The organism is Pseudomonas sp. HB05 (genome assembly GCF_016756915.1).
Lineage (GTDB): Bacteria > Pseudomonadota > Gammaproteobacteria > Pseudomonadales > Pseudomonadaceae > Aquipseudomonas > Aquipseudomonas alvandae.
In genome coordinates this window covers 62,413-75,802 of the sequence record NZ_JAESPG010000022.1, presented here as the reverse complement: position 1 = coordinate 75,802, position 13,390 = coordinate 62,413, and the positions used below count along the sequence as shown (strand labels likewise).

The 13,390-nt window shown below is 60.4% G+C and carries 13 protein-coding genes; 7 read left to right on the top strand and 6 right to left on the bottom strand.

Going from position 1 to position 13,390, the window contains the following annotated elements:
* Window positions 1-79 precede the first annotated feature (79 nt).
* Entirely contained in the window at window positions 80-517 is a 438-nt protein-coding gene (locus JMN22_RS19390) for a DUF3995 domain-containing protein (RefSeq protein WP_030141291.1), read from the top strand.
* Window positions 518-597: 80 nt separating this feature from the next.
* Here the strand turns inward: JMN22_RS19390 and JMN22_RS19385 are convergent, their stop codons facing one another.
* The 6 genes from JMN22_RS19385 to JMN22_RS19360 are packed head-to-tail and all read right to left on the bottom strand — an operon-like array spanning window position 598 to window position 6,658.
* Window positions 598-951: a Na+/H+ antiporter subunit G gene (locus JMN22_RS19385; protein ID WP_198797451.1), complete on the bottom strand. Its 354-nt coding sequence runs from the start codon at window positions 949-951 to the stop codon at window positions 598-600.
* Window positions 948-1,226 carry a K+/H+ antiporter subunit F gene (locus tag JMN22_RS19380; RefSeq protein WP_030141293.1) on the bottom strand — a complete coding sequence of 93 codons (279 nt, stop codon included), beginning with the start codon at window positions 1,224-1,226 and terminating at the stop codon, window positions 948-950. The genes JMN22_RS19385 and JMN22_RS19380 overlap by 4 nt, the downstream gene beginning before the upstream one ends.
* Complete coding sequence (locus JMN22_RS19375; RefSeq protein ID WP_198797452.1) at window positions 1,223-1,711, bottom strand: Na+/H+ antiporter subunit E; 489 nt, start codon at window positions 1,709-1,711, stop codon at window positions 1,223-1,225. The genes JMN22_RS19380 and JMN22_RS19375 overlap by 4 nt, the downstream gene beginning before the upstream one ends.
* Window positions 1,708-3,393 carry a monovalent cation/H+ antiporter subunit D gene (locus JMN22_RS19370; RefSeq protein ID WP_030141295.1) on the bottom strand — a complete coding sequence of 562 codons (1,686 nt, stop codon included), beginning with the start codon at window positions 3,391-3,393 and terminating at the stop codon, window positions 1,708-1,710. The genes JMN22_RS19375 and JMN22_RS19370 overlap by 4 nt, the downstream gene beginning before the upstream one ends.
* Window positions 3,390-3,734, bottom strand: a complete 345-nt coding sequence (locus JMN22_RS19365; protein WP_030141296.1) for a Na+/H+ antiporter subunit C — start codon at window positions 3,732-3,734, stop codon at window positions 3,390-3,392. Before JMN22_RS19365 ends, JMN22_RS19370 begins: the two co-directional genes overlap by 4 nt.
* A complete protein-coding gene (locus JMN22_RS19360; protein ID WP_198797453.1) occupies window positions 3,734-6,658 on the bottom strand; it encodes a monovalent cation/H+ antiporter subunit A in 2,925 nt (974 codons plus the stop codon). Before JMN22_RS19360 ends, JMN22_RS19365 begins: the two co-directional genes overlap by 1 nt.
* 258 nt (window positions 6,659-6,916) lie before the next feature.
* Between JMN22_RS19360 and JMN22_RS19355 the strand changes: the two genes are divergently transcribed.
* The 6 genes from JMN22_RS19355 (at window position 6,917) to JMN22_RS19335 (ending at window position 13,384) form a co-directional block, all read left to right on the top strand.
* Window positions 6,917-9,490, top strand: a complete 2,574-nt coding sequence (locus JMN22_RS19355) for an S-type pyocin domain-containing protein (protein ID WP_198797454.1) — start codon at window positions 6,917-6,919, stop codon at window positions 9,488-9,490.
* Complete coding sequence (locus JMN22_RS19350) at window positions 9,490-9,966, top strand: DUF6392 family protein (protein ID WP_198797455.1); 477 nt, start codon at window positions 9,490-9,492, stop codon at window positions 9,964-9,966. The genes JMN22_RS19355 and JMN22_RS19350 overlap by 1 nt, the downstream gene beginning before the upstream one ends.
* A gap of 136 nt (window positions 9,967-10,102) precedes the next feature.
* Window positions 10,103-10,579: a DUF6392 family protein gene (locus tag JMN22_RS19345; RefSeq protein ID WP_198797456.1), complete on the top strand. Its 477-nt coding sequence runs from the start codon at window positions 10,103-10,105 to the stop codon at window positions 10,577-10,579.
* Between the two features lie 171 nt (window positions 10,580-10,750).
* Window positions 10,751-11,185: a hypothetical protein gene (locus JMN22_RS26725; protein ID WP_337248696.1), complete on the top strand. Its 435-nt coding sequence runs from the start codon at window positions 10,751-10,753 to the stop codon at window positions 11,183-11,185.
* Complete coding sequence (locus tag JMN22_RS19340) at window positions 11,182-11,463, top strand: bacteriocin immunity protein (RefSeq protein ID WP_198797457.1); 282 nt, start codon at window positions 11,182-11,184, stop codon at window positions 11,461-11,463. Before JMN22_RS26725 ends, JMN22_RS19340 begins: the two co-directional genes overlap by 4 nt.
* Window positions 11,464-11,545: 82 nt before the next feature.
* Window positions 11,546-13,384: a bacteriocin immunity protein gene (locus JMN22_RS19335; protein ID WP_198797458.1), complete on the top strand. Its 1,839-nt coding sequence runs from the start codon at window positions 11,546-11,548 to the stop codon at window positions 13,382-13,384.
* Window positions 13,385-13,390: the final 6 nt, after the last annotated feature.

Sequence of the window (13,390 nt, the reverse complement as noted above, 5' to 3'; positions counted from 1 at the left end):
AACGCAGCATGATCGTCGCGCAGGCACTTGTCGTATAAAGCCTAGGATGAATGTTCAATCTTATTCAGGAGGCTGGCGAATGACGCTTTTATTGGCTCGGTCGCTGGTCGCAGTCTTTGCGACCATCAGCTTGATTCATTTGTATTGGGCGCTGGGGGGCCGCTGGGCTGCTTCAGCGGTCGTGCCGCAGGTTGCGGTGAAGCAGGGCGGTACGCTGCAACCGGCTTTCAACCCATCGGGTTGGCTGACGCTGTTGGTGGCCCTCGCGCTGTTGATGATCGCGGTGCTGGTGTGCCTGCGGGTCGGGTTGATCGCGCCGCCCGTGACCCACCGCGCCTTGCAATGGCTGATCAGCGCAATTGCCTTGCTGATGTTCGCCCGCGCCATCGGCGAGTCGAACCTGGTGGGCTTCTTCAAGGAGGTCAAGGATTCGACGTTTGCCCGGCTCGATACTTGGGTGTACTCGCCGTTATGCGTCGTGTTGGGGGCAGGGTTGCTGGCGGTGGCGTGGGCTTGAGCGCGTGCAGATAATCGCAAGTCCCGTGGCGAGGGAGCAAGCTCCCTCGCCACAAATGCTGTACTGGCTCGAGATGTTTGTCAGTCGGTACGGCGGCTGCTCACCTCCGCCGGCACATCATCTCCCGCCATGCGCTTGCGAAACAACGCCGCCCGGGCCAGCAGCAGGGTGGTCACCGGTACGGTGATGGACAGCAGGATCGGTATCAGCCAGGCATGCAGCACCGGCCCGGACTTGAGCGCCGAAAAGTAGATGATCGAGGCCAGCGCCACGCACCAGGTGCCCAGTGTCGAAGCCAGGGCGGGCGGGTGCATGCGCTGGAAGTAGTCCTTCAAGCGCACCAGTCCGATGGCGCCGACCAGGGCGAGCAGGCTGCCGGACACCAGCAGGATCGCCACCGGGATTTGCACCCACATCGACAATTCCCCGGTCATTCGATCACCTCGCCACGCAACAGGAACTTGGCCAGCGCGAACGAGCCGACGAAGCCGAACAGGGCGATCAACAACGCCGCCTCGAAATAGGTATCGCTGGCATAACGAATCCCCAGCACCAGCATCATCAGCATCGCGATGATGTACAGATAGTCCAGGGCCAGGACCCGATCCTGTGCCGAAGGGCCCTTGAACAGGCGCACCAGGGTCAGGACCATGGTCAGCGAGAACAGGAACAGGCTCAGCAGGATCGCGTTGGACAGCAGCGGGCTCATTCGAAAATCTCCATCAACGGGCGCTCATAGGTGGACTTGAAGTGCGCGATGAACGCCGCCTCGTCCTCCAGATCGAACACATGCATCAACAAGAGGCTGCGATCGAGCGCCAACTCCGACCAGACTGTCCCGGGAATCACCGTGGCGATCATCGCGAGTGCCGCCAGGCCGTTGGCATCGTGCAGGTCCAGCGGCACCTTGATGAACCGTGAGCGAGGCGGGCGGCGTCCCGCGTTGATTACGCCCCAGGCCACCGCCAGGTTGGAAGCCAGTACGTCGCGGCCCACCAGCAGGAACAGCCGCAGCATGACCCACGGTCGACGGATACGGATGGGGCGCGGTCGCAGCGGTCGCATCATCAATGGTGCGAGGAAACCCAGCGCCGCGCCCAGCAACAGATGGCCGGCGCTGAGGGACAGGTTCAACAACAGCCAGAGCAACCACAACGCCAGGGACAGCCAGGGTGCGGGAAACAGGCGCTTCATGGCTGCACCGCCTGCAATGGCGCGCTGGCTGGCGGGTTGGGGACGGCGCGGGTAGCCAGCACCGCCATCACATAGTGTTCAGGCGCGTTCAACGCATCGGCGGCGGATTGGGTGTAGCGCAGCAACGGCTCGGCCTTGAAACTCAGCACGATGCCCAGGCCCAGCAGCGCGATGATCGGCACGCATTCGAAAGGTCGCAGCAGTGGCGAAGGTCGCTCTTGCGGCGTCCAGAAGCGCTGGATGCCCAAGCGCGAGAAAGCGATCAGCGAAGCAAACCCGGAAAGAATCAGCAATGCCAGCAGGCCCCACGCCTGATTGGACACCGGCACATCACCGCTCGCCCCAAGCCCTCCGGGATTGAGCAGCGCGCTGAGCAGGCTCAGTTTGCCGATGAAGCCCGACAGCGGCGGCATGCCGATAATCAGCAGCGCACAGGCGATGAAGCTCAGGCCCAGGAACGCCATGGTCCAGGGAATCACCTGGCCGACCACGGCTTTCTGCTCGTCATCGAGGTTGCTGCCCTTGGGTGGCTGCAGCGACTCAAGCGGTCGCGGCAGGCTATCGAGGTCATCTTCAAGCGCCAAGTCATTGGCCGAGCGCGATCGCTCGATCAACTCGGCCAGCAGGAACATTGCGCACAGCGCCAGGGTCGAGCTCACCAGATAGAACAGCGCCGCGCCCACTAGGTTGGGTTGGGCGAAACCGATGGCCGACAACAGGATGCCGGCCGAGACCAGGATGCTCAGGCTGGCCATGCGCTCCAGGCGCTGGGCCGCGAGAATCGCAATCGCCGCGCAGGTGATCGTCGCGATGCCGCCGTAGACCAGCCAATCGGCACCAAAATACGCCGAGGCGCCGGCCTGCCCGGAGAACAGCAAGGTCCACAGACGCAGGATCGTGTAGACACCGACCTTGGTCATGATCGCAAACAACGCCGCCACCGGTGCACTGGCCGCGCTGTAGGCCGGCACCAGCCAGAAATTCAGCGGCCACATGCCGGCCTTGGCCAGGAACGCCACGGCCAGGATCGCCGCGCCGGCGTGCAGCAGGCCCCGGTCGGCTTCCGGCACCAGCGGGATTTTCAGCGCCAGGTCCGCCATGTTCAGCGTGCCGGTGACGCCGTAGATCAGGGCCGCGCCAATCAGGAACAGCGACGAAGCCAGCAAATTGATCGAGATGTAATGCAGCCCCGACGAGACCCGTGCCCGGCCCGAGCCGTGCAGCATCAGGCCATAGGACGCCGCCAGCAGCACCTCGAAGAACACGAACAGGTTGAACAGGTCCGCCGTCAGGAACGCCCCGTACAGGCCCATCAATTGAATCTGGAACAGCGCGTGGAAACTCGCCCCGGCCCGGTCCCAGCGGGCCATGGCGAACAGCAGGGCGCAGGCCCCGATGATGCCGGTCAGCACCAGCATCAGGGCTGAGAGACGATCGACCACCAGCACGATGCCGAACGGCGCCTGCCAGTTACCCGGCAGGTAGACGCCGATGGAGGCGGGCAAGGGCTGGTCCTGGGTCCAGGCCAGCAACAGCACGGCGATGCCCAGGCCCAGCAGCGTGGAAAACAGATTGATCCGTGCCTTGAGCGGTCGATGTTTCTCGCCGAGCATCAGCATCAACGCGGCGGTCAGCAACGGAAGCAGGATGGGCGCGGCGATCAAGTGGGGTGTCAACATCATTCCCTGGGCTCCCGACCGTCCACGTGGTCGGTGCCGGTCAGTCCCCGGGACGCGAGCAATACGACGAGGAACAGCGCGGTCATGGCGAAGCTGATCACGATGGCGGTCAGTACCAGCGCCTGGGGCAGCGGATCGGTGTAGTGCAGCAGGTTCTGCGGTACACCGTCCTTGATGATCGGCTCCTTGCCGATGAACAGGCTGCCCATGCTGAAAATGAACAGGTTGACGCCGTAGGACAACAGGCACAGGCCCATCACCACCTGGAACGTCCGTGGGCGCAGCACCAGCCACACACCGGAGGCGGCCAGCACGCCAATTGCAATCGCGATGACTTCTTCCATCAGGCGTTGGCTCCTTTGAGCGGGGCGACGGGTCTGGCGTGCAGGCCCGGTTTATGGGCCCGCACCGACTGGTGGGCGAGGGCGGTGAGGATCAATAGCGTCGAGCCGACCACCACGGCGTAGACGCCGATGTCGAAGAACAGCGCGCTCGCCAAGTGAATATCACCCAGCAACGGCAGTTCGAAATGCCAGGTGTGCGTGGTCAGGAACGGATAACCCACCGCCATCGCCCCCAGGCCCGTGGCAGTGGCGAAAAACAGCCCGGTGCCCATCCAGCGCAGCGGTCGCAGGCTCATCTGGGCCTCGACCCATTGGGTGCCGGCGACCATGTATTGCAGGATGAACGCCACCGACATCACCAGGCCGGCGACGAAGCCACCGCCGGGTTGGTTGTGGCCGCGCATGAACAGGTAGAACGACACCACCAGGGCGATCGGCAGCAGCAGGCGCACCAGCACCGACGGCACCATCATGAAGCCCAGCGCGGTGTCGCTGGCGTGGCGCGGGTTGACCAGGTCGGTGACCACGTCCGGCGCCAGCAGGCGCTGTTGCGCCGGGAGTTGCATGCTTTCCTTGGGCGGTCGAAAACGCCGCAGCAGGGCGAACACCGCCAGGGCCACCGCCACCAGCACGGTGATTTCCCCGAGCGTGTCGAAGCCACGGAAGTCCACCAGCATGACATTCACCACGTTGCTGCCGCCGCCTTCGGGCAGGGCCCGGCTCAGGTAGAACGATGAAATGTCGTTGGGCGTCTGGCGCGTCAGCATCGCATAGGACAACAGCGCCATGCCGCCACCCACCGCGACGGACAGCAACAAGTCCCGCAGGCGCCGGACCCGCGCCCGGCGTTCGCTGTTGGGCAGGGGAGACACGTCCTCGATTCGCCGTGGCAGCCAGCGCAGGCCCAAGAGGATCAGTACCGTGGTGACCACTTCCACCACCAATTGAGTCAAGGCCAGGTCCGGAGCCGAGAACCAGACGAAGGTCACGCACGTCATCAAGCCGCAGACACTGACCATCGTCAGCGCCGCGAGACGGTGATACTTGGCCTGCCAAGCGGCACCCAGGGCGCAGCCAATCGCCAGCACCCACAGGACGACGAACACCACCGAACCGGGGATCTTCGGTCGATCACCCCAGACCAGCGTGCTGTTCATCATCGGAATCAGCCCGGCCAAAACCGCCGCCAATACCAGCCAGAACAACTGGGCTTGCAGGCGCCGCGTGCTGATCTTGCGTTCCAGGCGCCGACCCTGGCGCATCATCAGCACCAGGCAGCGCTCGAACAAGCGCTTGCCGCTGAGGCGACCGATCAACGGCGGATGCTTGATGCGGCCTTGCTTGAATTGTTTGCGCAGCAACAGGTACAGGACGATGCCGCCGGACATTGCCACCAGGCTCATGATCATCGGCGCGTTCAGGCCATGCCAGATTGCCAGGCTGTACTCGGGCAGCGGGCCGCCCACCACCGGCAGTGCGGCGGCGGCCAGCAACGAGCCCACCACCTGGGCAGGAAAGATGCCCACCAGCAGGCAAGTGAACACCAGCAGTTCCACTGGCGCGCGCATCCAGCGTGGCGGTTCGTGGGGTGTCAGCGGCAGGTCGCTGGCGGTCGGACCGAAGAACACATCCACGGTGAAGCGCAGGGAGTAGGCGACGCTGAAGGTCCCGGCGATGGTGGCGATGATCGGCAGCGCCAGCTCGACCCAGGCCGTGGCGGAAATGAACACGGTCTCGGCGAAGAACATTTCCTTGGACAGGAAGCCATTGAGCAGCGGCACCCCGGCCATCGCCGCGCTGGCAACCATCGCCAGGGTGGCGGTGAACGGGATCAGCCGCACCAGGCCGCTGAGCTTGCGGATGTCCCGGGTGCCACTCTCATGGTCGATGATGCCAGCGGCCATGAACAGCGAAGCCTTGAAGGTGGCGTGGTTGAGGATATGAAACACCGCCGCCACCGCCGCCAGTGGACTGTTCAGGCCGAGCAGCAAGGTGATCAGCCCGAGGTGGCTGATGGTCGAATAGGCGAGGAGGCCCTTGAGGTCGTTCTGGAACATCGCGCAATAAGCGCCCAGCACCAGCGTGCACGCCCCGGCCCCGCCGACGATGTAGAACCATTCTTCACTGCCCGACAGAGACGGCCACAACCGCGCAAGCAGGAAGACGCCGGCCTTGACCATGGTCGCCGAGTGCAGGTACGCCGACACGGGCGTGGGTGCGGCCATGGCGTGGGGTAGCCAGAAATGAAAAGGGAACTGGGCGCTTTTGCTCAGCGCACCGATCAGGATCAGCGGCAGCAGGATGGGGTAGAGGGCGTGGTCACGGATCAGGTTGCCGGCGGCCAGGACCTTGTCCAGGTCATAGCTGCCCACCACATGGCCGAGCAGCATCACCCCGGCCAACAGGCACAGCCCGCCGGCGCCGGTCACCATCAAGGCCATATAGGCACCGCGTCGAGCGTCAGCGCGGTGATGCCAATAGCCGATCAGCAAGAATGAAAACAGGCTGGTCAGCTCCCAGAAAAACACTATCTGGATCAGGTTGCCGGAAATCACCAGGCCGAGCATGGCGCCCATGAACGCCAGGAAAAACGCGAAGAAACGCGGCACCGGATCGTCCGGCGACATGTAGTAGCGAGCGTACAACGACACCAACGTGCCGATGCCCAGCACCAACAGCGAAAACAGCCAGGCGAAGCCGTCCAGGCGCAGCACGAAATCCAGGCCCAGGCTCGGCAGCCAGTCATAGTGCTCGCGAATCACGCCGCCGTCGGCGATCTGCGGGTACCACAAGGCCACCTGTCCCGTGCCGACCAGGGCCACGAGGCCGGCCAGCAGGGATTCGGCGTTACGCGCGTTGTGCGGCAACAGCGCCGCGACACAGCTGCCGATGAAGGGCAAAAGCAATAGAACTATCAGTGACATAGGTTTCTATTCGGCAAAGGTTGTCCGGGATCATACGTGGCGTATTCCCGATCACCAACCGCGAGGGTGTCGCAGAATCCTACAAGTTAGATGGATTTTTCCTGTTTAGGGTTGTTTCGGTCAGTGGCGGGCTGTGGGGATTGGTCGCGGATATCGAAGCGCTCTTAGCCCAAAAACGGAATCCGGGTGCGGTACCTATGTACCGCACCCGGGCATCGCTCCATCGCCATGCTGCGCCATACAGAAAAGGAGAACTGTATGGCAAAGGAAACATCAGGAGATGGATCGGACGGCTCTGTCGTCATCCGACCGGGACGTCCTTCATCGGGCGGCGGTTCCGGGGGCGGCTATGGCGGCGGCTTCGGGGGAAACCGCGTCGGCGCGACAGGCGGCCCAAGGCGTTCAGCCAAGGGGATGGCAAAGAGGCGGCAAGCGACGCTCAAGCGCCAGGCAGAAGCAGCGAAAGCCGCCGCGAAAGCCAAGGCCGACGCTGCAAACGCCAAGGCCGCTGCGGCCGCGAAGGCTAAAGAGCAGGCGCGTCAACAGGCGTTGGCAACCATGGTGCAGCGCCACACCACCACCCGGGCCGAGGTGGATCGAAACTTCGCGAGCAAACGGTCACAACTCGACGCCGCGTTGCAAAAAGAAATCTCGGCTGCAAAACGACCGCCCACCTCGAACTCAACCGAGCGCTGGCTGCTTTACACCATTACCAAGGAAAAAAATGAGATTGACGGGCTGATCGCCCGCAAGTCCCAAGAATTCAACGCGAAGAATCTCGCCGCCCGTGTCTTTGACGGACAGGATCCGCTGTCCCGTTCGGTCGATGACTACCGCGCGCGACTGGATCAATTCGGTGCCGCGCTGGATGACGGTCACCGACTCTGGGAACAGGCTTACGTCGCAGGCCAAGAAGCTCGGTTGCTTTCCGAGCAAATCAAGGCCTTGAGCGAAAAATCCAACGCCCTGGCCAGGCACCATGCCGAGCAAACTGTCGTTTGGCGTGAACGGGACGCGGTCAGTGAACGCCAGCGGCAATACGCTGAGCAACGGGCGGAGCGCATCCGCTTCAAGCAGCAAGTTGACGAAAGCACTCGATACCAGCGTTTCAAGCAAGCGCATACCCTGAGCGTGCCCACCTCAGCCCTGGCCGCAGGTGGGATGGTCCTGACTCGCGAGACGGTTTTCGTTGCCCAGCAAGCCGCAGCGATACTGGAGAAATCCATCGAGGCCGGCGTCGCGGAACTCATGGCCTATGGACGGATCCTGGCCCGCACGGGACCGGTCTTCATCACGGCCATGGTTTATTCGCCGGTGCTGGGCGACGCTGAACTGACACCGGAACAGCGCAGGCGCCTCTTTCAAGGAGTTGGGATACCCGCGCAGGCCTTGGGCCTTGCAGACGACCAGGCGTTGCAGCGCGCGGCCGATGCCGGTGGCTCGGTTGAAGTGGCCTACAGGCTCAAGCCTGAAACCACGGCGCAAGGTACCGCTATCCATGCCGCCAGCGTTGGCGAGGGCATTGGCGCGCGGGTGCCGGTCATCAACGCCGTGCTCGACCCGTTGACCGGTCTGTACAACGCTGAAGTGCCCGGCTTCCCGACACGCCACTTGCAATTCACTGCCGACACGGTTGCGCAGGTTGCCCCCGCGAGCCCGCCTGGGGTGACTTTGCCGGCGCCCCAGGTACAAACCCTGCCCGTGGGCGTGGACCTGCGCATCCAGGACTGCATCGTCTGCGTGCCTGGCATGCCGCCGACCTACTTCTCTTTCGCTGCGCCACCGTTGGGCTCGGGGATCGTCACCGGCACTGGCAAACCGGCAGCGAACGATTGGTGGAACGGTGCTAGCCAGGCACAAGGCGCGGCCATCCCCGAGCCCATCGGCCACTCGATGCGGGCGCAGGAGATCAAGTCGTTCAGCGCCTTCGACCAGGCGTTATGGCGCACGCTCGCCGAGCATCCGACGCGGTGGGCAAACACAGACGAGATCAACCAGAAACGCATCGAACGCGGCTTTGCGCCCTATGCGCCGAAAAGCACATGGGTGGGTGAGCGTCGCGAATTCGAACTGCGTTACCAGGAGCGGGCGGAGCTGGGCGAAAACCCATTCAACCTCGACCGCATCAGCGTTACCACGCCCAACAGCCTGTTTGGCAGGCCGGGCATCGTCCCGGCGGTCATCCCCTGGCCGGCGCCTCCCATCGGCCACGGTACCCGAACGCCTTTGGTTCCGCCGGGCATCGAACAGCTCGGCCCGACCACTCTGCCGGTCACGCCACCGCTTTCGCAGGAATATCCCGGCAAACCCGTAGTCCCCGTCCTACCGGAAAACGAGACGTTTCCGGCTGTCGATCCGGTGCTGGTCGGTGCGAGTATTCCAGGGTACCCGGGGGATATGGAGTTGCCCTCGCCAGGGTTGGTGTTTGTCGGGCCTCCTGTGGAACCCTTGGAGGTGGGGCCGTATAACGAACTCAGTGGTCGGAGTAGGGGGGATGGGTTGGATATTGATCACATACCGTCTAGGAAGGCGCTGAAGGCCTATATTCATATGAACTATAAAGATATGAGGCCCTTGGAAATCCGGGATGCCCTCCGACAGGCGCCGTGTATTGCCGTTCCTTCAAGTGTTCATCGGAAATTCAGTGAGACGTATGGTGGGCGCAACAGTTTGGAGAAAAGCATGAATGACGCTGCGGATCTGGAGGCGGCGGTGAACAGTAATTTGGCAGCGCTTAAGCCGGGGCTTATTGAGTCTGGAGCGTCAGAGTCAGATATAGATGCCGCCCTGAAATCGTTGCATGAACTGCATAAAAAACAAGGGTGGTATTGATGAAAGCTTTTGAACTTGAAGTGCTAATTGAACGTATTGGACGTCAACACGAGATGTTGGTAAACGAGGGCATATTGCCCGATCAATCATTGACCGAAATTTTTGAAGGGGACGATCAACTTTGGCTTGAACCCGAACCGGGTATAGATCTGGGTTTCTGGCGGGAGACGGGCAGGTTCGAGACGCTTTTCGTTTCACTCATACGAACCACACCCTCGACGAAGGAGTATAAAGGCGAGCTTCCTGCTCCCTATGTGTCGGAAATGACCCAGGCGGATGTTCATGCGATTTTCGGGGAGCCGATGGCATCGAAAGGCCCCATACAAATGCCAGTGCCGATAGGGATGACCGGGGGGTGGGATTCGTACCCGTTGGACCCAGAACTGTATCCCGGTAAAAAGGTTGTTTTTCAATATACCCAGGATGTGAGAGTGAAAACCTTGGTCTTCACTTTGATAGATAAAGGGCACCTTTGATCAGGTGATGAGTGCGTTGCATCACTTTTTCCGCAGCGCTTAAACCGGGACTTGTCCAGTCAGGTTTTTCGGAGGCGGAGCTAAATGCAGCTCAGAAATCACTACATGACCTTCATGAAAAACAAGGATGGTATTAATGAAGAAAGTTGAGCTTGAAGAGCTTATTGGAAGTATTGGAAGTAGTCATGAGACCTTGATAAGTCGGGGGCTCCTGCCGGATTGGCAGTTGATTGAAATGTATGAAGGTCGGGATCGATTGGGGTTTAAGCCAGAGCTTGGTATCAATATGGACTTCTGGCGAGAGACGAAAAAACTTGAAACCCTTTTCATTACGCTCAGAAAAACCACACCTTCAACATCTGCATATCAGGGCGAGCTTCCCGCCCCCTATGTTCGGGAGATGACACAAGCTGACGTGCACGCGATTTTTGGCGAGCCGATGGTATCAAAAGGTCCCATTAAAATGCCGCTACCGATCGGGCAGACAGGAGGGTGGGAGTCCTACCAACTGGATCCAGAGCGGTATTTTGGTAAAAAGGTTGTATTTCAATATGGCGTTGATATGAAAGTAAATACCTTGGTTTTTACCTTGCTAGATACAGGTCACTCTTGAGGTAACTTAGCTTGTATGGACAAGGGAGAACTTATCCGGCCGACCAGGAATGACCAAAGAGAGTCGTCATATTTGAGATAGCTGATCGTCCCTCTGCCTCCGTAAGATTGAACGTTTTCGGCTGTTGACGAAGGGCAGGCCGGTGCGAGTATTCCAGGGTACCCGGGGGATATGGAGTTGCCCTCGCCGGATGCGCTGTTTTATGACCGGCGGGATGACCCCGGGATGGCCCTCGGTTTTGGGCAGCCAGTTTCAGGCATTTGGTTGGGGGAGGCGGCGAGAACGACTGGGGCGGCGATTCCTGATCGGATTGCGGATCAGTTGAGGGGGAGGGCGTTTGCGAATTTCCATCGGTTCAGGGAGGCGTTTTGGAGGGCGGTGGCGGCGGATGAAGAGTTGAGGCAACAATTCACTAGAGGCAATTTAGACCGCATGCGGGACGGAAGCTCGCCGTACGCAATAGGGAAGGATCAAGTTGGAGGTCGGAAAGTTTTCGAGCTCCACCATGAGATCACCATCGCCAAGGGTGGCGATGTTTATGGGCTGAATAATATTTATGTTCTTACGCCGAGGCGTCATATCGAACTTCACAAGGAGAATTTATGAGTGCCATTTTTAAAGAAAAATTAGAGGACTATACCGAGGCAGAGTTTCTAGCGTTTCTTGGTGAGTTCTTCCATCAAACAAGTGGCCTAAAAGGGGCAGCACTGGAAAAATATAGAGATGAACTTCTTCGTCACTTCGAACAGATCACTGAACATCCAAGTCGTTCGGACGTTATTTTTTACCCCAAGGAGGGGCAGGAAGACAGCCCTGAAGGCATCCTGAAAGAAATCAAGGAATGGCGAACCCGCAATAACAAACCTGGCTTCAAACCAGAATAATTCAGCCGGGGGACGCATCTGCTCAATCCGCCGCGAGCAGGTGCGTCATCAAGGATGATCGCTTAAACAAGGAACAACAAAGATGGAACTTAAACCCAAACTCCAGGATTACTCCGAGTCCGAGTTTCAAACGTTTGTCGAAAAAATATGGAACGCCGACATGCGCAAGGAAACGCACGATCAACTAATCAACCATTTTGACCGTATCGTAGGTCATCCCGAGGGCGCGGATCTGCTTTTTTATCCGCAGGACACGACGAACCGCAACTCCCCGGCAGGCGTTGTCCATGAGGTTAAACACTGGCACCACGAGAAAAACATCATTGCGTTCAAGGGCGGAGCGCTTCCCGCGCCGGTCAAGCCTGCGCCCACGTTGAGCCATGTTGGACGCGCCACGGCGAGAGCCACGCAAGAACTTGCCAAGGCGCGGCGGATAGCTGGGGAAATTGCCGCTGCGGAGCAGAAGATAGAATCGGCCTTCACGCTGCTTGGGAGCGCCATCCGGTCGCTGGCGGAGCAGAGTCCGAACGCGACGCTGGGCCCTATGGAGAAAGACATTCGTCATATCGAGCACGCTCAACATGAGCTGCTCATGGCCGTACGTACATTTGAGCGCGATAAGATGACCGTTGAATTCGCCAAGAATTGGGCCCAGCAGAATCTCGCCCACAACCAGGCGGATAAGACCATCTGGCAAGCCAATTTGCAGCAGGCCATCGCCAACCACAGTCATTATGTCGCACGTTTGGCGCTTATCTCCCAGCGTCATGCTGAACTACATCTCAAGGCCGAAACCGCGCTGGATAACGCTTGGGAGCACTTGGTGCGTTCGCGGGCAGCGGATCTTGGCGCCGTTTTATTTCGTGTGTCCGCAGCCGACAATCTGGAATGCCCGAAACTATTGGTCAGTAACGCGCAGCCTTTGGTCCCCCTCCAGCGAACGGCCCTGCAAAAGGCGCTCCGTTCCGCAGTCGCCGAGTTCAATTGGTCGTTGAGTGACGGAGCGTCGGAACATTCAGGGCAATACGCCGGCGTGCTGAGCTTCAGGTTCGCCAGCCGAGCGAAGGCCGTGCGTTTTGGCTTCTGCGTTGCGTTGACCGAACTTGCTCTGATCGATCCCGATTGGCAGGTACTTGCCGCCCAGCATGGCAACGTGGAGTTACCGCTGCGGATGAGTACCACGACGGCTGCCGTGAAACATGGCAGCCTGTCGTATGGGCTAAAAGAGATACGCGAGCTTTTTGAGGTCTATATCACGCCCAGTGCCGGAGGGGTGCCTGCGAAGGTTCGTGTCAGGCCCGCAGTTTGGCAGGAAGGCGAGAGGGCCTATCGATTCACGAGCGATGGCCCGCAGCCTTCCGTTATTGAGTGGACAGAACTACATGATGGCCTGGAAGCGTCGGTGGCGCCAAAGCCGGATAGGCTCGATTCCACTGGTTTTGCCCGCTCGTCACCGGTGCCGGAATTGGCCTTGTTCGACTCCGCCGAGGAGGTGCGATTCGATGACTATGTCGTGGTGTTCCCGCCGGATTCCGGTCTGGAGCCGGTCTATGTGCTGTTCAATGACCATCGGGATGGTCCGGGTGTCGTGAGCGGAGAAGGGCACGCGGAGGCTAACGATTGGCAAGAGCAAGCCTTGAGCAGCCAGGGCGCTTCGGTCCCTGCATCGGTCGCCGACCTGTTGCGCGGGCAAGTCTTCGAGCGTTTCGATCTGTTCAAGCGTGCGTTCTGGAAGGCCGTTGCGGCCGTGCCGACGTTGAACGCCCAATTCAACATCGACAACAGGGCGTTGCTCCTCAGCGGTTTGGCGCCCCGCAGTGAGTTGCCTGAAGACAACCGTGCGCTGCGCATTCTGCACCGCGTCGGCGTCACACAGGGCGGTGGCGTCTACGATCTCGATAACCTGATTATTCGATATTGAAACCCG

What these genes read in the sequence shown, in the direction of transcription:
- JMN22_RS19340 (WP_198797457.1), top strand. Translation starts at nt 11,182, where the DNA reads ATGAGTGCCATTTTTAAAGAAAAATTAGAGGACTATACCGAGGCAGAG.
- JMN22_RS19360 (WP_198797453.1), bottom strand. Translation starts at nt 6,658, where the DNA reads ATGTCACTGATAGTTCTATTGCTTTTGCCCTTCATCGGCAGCTGTGTC.
- JMN22_RS19385 (WP_198797451.1), bottom strand. Translation starts at nt 951, where the DNA reads ATGACCGGGGAATTGTCGATGTGGGTGCAAATCCCGGTGGCGATCCTG.
- JMN22_RS19355 (WP_198797454.1), top strand. Translation starts at nt 6,917, where the DNA reads ATGGCAAAGGAAACATCAGGAGATGGATCGGACGGCTCTGTCGTCATC.
- JMN22_RS19365 (WP_030141296.1), bottom strand. Translation starts at nt 3,734, where the DNA reads ATGGAAGAAGTCATCGCGATTGCAATTGGCGTGCTGGCCGCCTCCGGT.
- JMN22_RS19335 (WP_198797458.1), top strand. Translation starts at nt 11,546, where the DNA reads ATGGAACTTAAACCCAAACTCCAGGATTACTCCGAGTCCGAGTTTCAA.
- JMN22_RS19345 (WP_198797456.1), top strand. Translation starts at nt 10,103, where the DNA reads ATGAAGAAAGTTGAGCTTGAAGAGCTTATTGGAAGTATTGGAAGTAGT.
- JMN22_RS19390 (WP_030141291.1), top strand. Translation starts at nt 80, where the DNA reads ATGACGCTTTTATTGGCTCGGTCGCTGGTCGCAGTCTTTGCGACCATC.
- JMN22_RS19350 (WP_198797455.1), top strand. Translation starts at nt 9,490, where the DNA reads ATGAAAGCTTTTGAACTTGAAGTGCTAATTGAACGTATTGGACGTCAA.
- JMN22_RS19380 (WP_030141293.1), bottom strand. Translation starts at nt 1,226, where the DNA reads ATGAGCCCGCTGCTGTCCAACGCGATCCTGCTGAGCCTGTTCCTGTTC.
- JMN22_RS19375 (WP_198797452.1), bottom strand. Translation starts at nt 1,711, where the DNA reads ATGAAGCGCCTGTTTCCCGCACCCTGGCTGTCCCTGGCGTTGTGGTTG.
- JMN22_RS26725 (WP_337248696.1), top strand. Translation starts at nt 10,751, where the DNA reads ATGGAGTTGCCCTCGCCGGATGCGCTGTTTTATGACCGGCGGGATGAC.
- JMN22_RS19370 (WP_030141295.1), bottom strand. Translation starts at nt 3,393, where the DNA reads ATGATGTTGACACCCCACTTGATCGCCGCGCCCATCCTGCTTCCGTTG.